This window comes from Micromonospora sp. LHW51205 (genome assembly GCF_003315815.1).
In the GTDB taxonomy this organism is placed as follows: domain Bacteria; phylum Actinomycetota; class Actinomycetes; order Mycobacteriales; family Micromonosporaceae; genus Micromonospora; species Micromonospora chalcea.
In genome coordinates this window covers 1-2,901 of record NZ_QMEZ01000021.1, presented here as the reverse complement: position 1 = coordinate 2,901, position 2,901 = coordinate 1, and the positions used below count along the sequence as shown (strand labels likewise).

Sequence of the window (2,901 nt, the reverse complement as noted above, 5' to 3'; positions counted from 1 at the left end):
ATCCGCTCTGCCCGGTGCAACCGACGGATCTCCGCCCAGTCCTCCACGCTCAGCACCTCCCGATGCTTCCGGAAGGGGTCAAAATTCAGCCGGAACCACGGGGTCAGTTTTCAGGCGGAGCCGACAGTGCTGGCCGAGTCGACTCGGAGTGCAGCCGGTGATCTGTTGCCGAATTAGCCTGTACTGGATCAAGCGCGCTCCGCGCGGCGCGGGCTGGGGCGCGGCAAACGGCTCCTGCGGAGCCGCCGCCCCGGCGCAAAGGCGCCGGGGCGGAAAAGTCAGCCGGCCCGAACCCCACGCCCGCCCCGCGCGTCACCCCTGGGTCAGTGAGGTGACCCGGTGACGAGTCCCGAAGGACGACCAGGGCCAGGCGCACACGCTTCCACCCGATGCCGACGATCCGAAGCAGCACGAGATCCGGCAGGCCAACCGCGGCGGACGAAGTTGCCGAACGGTCCTGCACAGTCGCTCAGGCCCAGGGTGGGGAAGGGGTGGAGGTGGGTGTGGGGGTGGTGGGGTGAGGGAGAGGGCGGGTTAGAGCTGTGCCTCCGGCGGGGGCCAGACGACTCCGAGATGGAGTTGCCGAACGGTTCCGGTAGGTGGGTGGTTGAGGTGGGATGCCATCCCGCCAGCCACCGACCCAGGCAAGCCGAGCAGACCAGGGCCAGGGCGACAAGGTCGTACGTCCGGTAGGGCGCTCCACCTTGTCGCCCTGGCCCTGGCCCGCTCCACGGTGTGTGGGTCGGCGGCAGACGGGATGGCAGCAGGAAACCTGCGGGTATGGCGCGGGTAGGGATTGCCCATGCCGCTACCGTCGGGAAGGCTAAGAGGCGCTAGCCTTGTCGAACATGCTGCGTAGGAGGGAGGAGGTTGTGGCGGTGGAGGCTCCTGACGAGCACCGGTCACAGTCCCTCATCCCTGACGAGTCCACGAAGCCCCTCCTGCGATCTCTGCGTGGTTCTCGTCTTCCTGCGGCGGAGCGGCAGCGATTTGAACACTATCTGAACAGGCTGATAAGGCGCCAAGCAGGTTGGGGCTACGACCACATTCTTGAGCTAAGGAGGATGCGCAACCGCATTGTGCACGGCGGCGGCTTGCTGGATGATCAACTCGCGCTCTTCGATGACGTGGGAGAGATTCGCGATGACGCCTTCATTGCTCTACTCAAGCTTGCCGCTGATGAGAACCCTGAATTTGTGGTGATGGTGGCGAATCAACTCATCGAACAGGGTGACGTAGCCCACATTAGTGACCGAGTGCGCATTGTCATCGTGGAACTTTTGCAGAAAATAGCTCGCCGGCCACGGCAGCTGCCTCTGTTTGATGAAGATCTTTTCAGGGGCTCGGCGGCCGATCGTGGAGATAAGGAATGACAAGCCCTGACGATGTCGCGGTTACTCCCGGCAGTGGAAGCGCCGGTTCGCTGGAGCGTCTCGCACGGGAGGTAGCCAAACTTGACGGGGGCGGTGACCCGAGTTCGAGCGACGTTCAGGCTCTAGCTAAGCGCTTGGTCCTGTCGGAAACGTACAGCGGTTCGTTTCCTCACCCGTCAATGCTGAAGCAGTTCGATTCCGTTGTGGAGAACGGCGCAGAGCGTGCTTTCCAGCTGACTGAGCGAGAGCAATCGCATCGCCACGACTGTGACCGCCGGCTGATTGATGCTGAAGTGGCGGCTGTGCGAAGTCAGGGCTTCGACAGGCGGCTTGTCATTATTCTGGTGTTCCTCTTCCTCTTCGCCTCCACTGCGGCATCCGTTTTTCTGATCACCAAGGGTCATGCGGTTGGTGCTGGACTATTTGGTGGGGCATCCCTCGTGACGGTTATCGGTTCCCTCTTTGCCCTCAGTAAGGGTTCTCGTGCTGGGGATAAATCCAAGGACGCTTGATGCGATAAGCGATAGCTCAGGCTGCATGTGCGCCGACTTGGTGGCGATCAACCCTGCCGGTACTTAACCGGGTCGGAGCAGTTGGGAGGCGGCGGCCAGGAGCCTTCTGGCACGTGAACGGTTTTCTTGCTAGAACGGTGGTATCCAGCCGAGCGTCGTAACCACCTTCTGTCATACCTGCCTGCCACTCTGTGAGGATGTCGACTGCTCCCAAGCCTCGCGCCGACGGCGCTGGCATCCGTAAAAGTCTTCCTCCAGCGACAGTGGCTGCCCTTTGGGCGGTCAGCAACGGTAAGTGCTACGCCCCCGGTTGTCCTATGCCGGTCGTGCTAGAAGTTCGGCCCGGTGTCTACCAGAAGAACGCGCAGGCCGCTCACATCTACGGAGTGAGGCCAGGCGCCGCTCGGTACCGGGAGGACTTGCCAGCCGAGGAACGCGACTCCTTCTCCAACCTCATCCTGCTCTGCCTTGGTCACCATGAAGAGGTTGATGGGGATGCGCGGCTGTACCCACCGGAGTTGCTAAAGCGGTGGAAGGTCGAGCACGAGGGTGCAGATACCTCCGTGCTTAACCGGCTGAAGGTCGCCGATGTGGAGACCTTGATGAAGGCGCTGACCGAGCTTGCGGCACCCCCGCTGGAGCGGCTGGAGATGATCACCAAGCAGTTGGAGGAGACGGGGACGGTCACAGCTGAGACAGTGGCAGAGCTGAAGCAGATCATCCGCAGGATGGCGTCCTCTGAGAGCGGCATCGACTCCCGGACGGCGAGAGCTCTGGCCTACTCGGCCGAGGTGTTCGCTACGGACAGCTTCGATAGAAGCGCCAGAGCCCTTGCCCACGCTGCTGAGGTTCTTCCCGGGATCGTGCGTCAGATGGAACAGTCGACTAGTACTCCAACGTCACTTCGCTCGTCTGCGCTGGTAGTGGGATCGACGGGCTCGGGCTTGGGATGTTCGTCGCCAGATCGACCAGTGCAGGGTGTGCGCTGATGGTGGTGCTGTGGCGAGGACGAACGC

At 62.4% G+C, this 2,901-nt stretch carries 3 protein-coding genes; all 3 read left to right on the top strand.

Annotated elements, in window-relative coordinates; translation table 11 throughout:
* The first annotated feature begins 878 nt into the window (after positions 1 to 878).
* The 3 genes from DQE82_RS30605 (at position 879) to DQE82_RS30435 (ending at position 2,874) form a co-directional block, all read left to right on the top strand.
* Entirely contained in the window at positions 879 to 1,373 is a 495-nt protein-coding gene (locus tag DQE82_RS30605; protein WP_147265183.1) for a hypothetical protein, read from the top strand.
* A gap of 179 nt (positions 1,374 to 1,552) precedes the next feature.
* Positions 1,553 to 1,885, top strand: a complete 333-nt coding sequence (locus DQE82_RS30745) for a DUF2335 domain-containing protein (protein ID WP_158560023.1) — start codon at positions 1,553 to 1,555, stop codon at positions 1,883 to 1,885.
* A gap of 317 nt (positions 1,886 to 2,202) precedes the next feature.
* Complete coding sequence (locus DQE82_RS30435) at positions 2,203 to 2,874, top strand: hypothetical protein (RefSeq protein WP_233514831.1); 672 nt, start codon at positions 2,203 to 2,205, stop codon at positions 2,872 to 2,874.
* The last annotated feature ends 27 nt before the right edge of the window (positions 2,875 to 2,901 follow it).

Coding starts and splice junctions, on each gene's coding strand:
- DQE82_RS30745 (WP_158560023.1), top strand. CDS start 1,553: ATGCTGAAGCAGTTCGATTCCGTTGTGGAGAACGGCGCAGAGCGTGCT.
- DQE82_RS30435 (WP_233514831.1), top strand. CDS start 2,203: ATGCCGGTCGTGCTAGAAGTTCGGCCCGGTGTCTACCAGAAGAACGCG.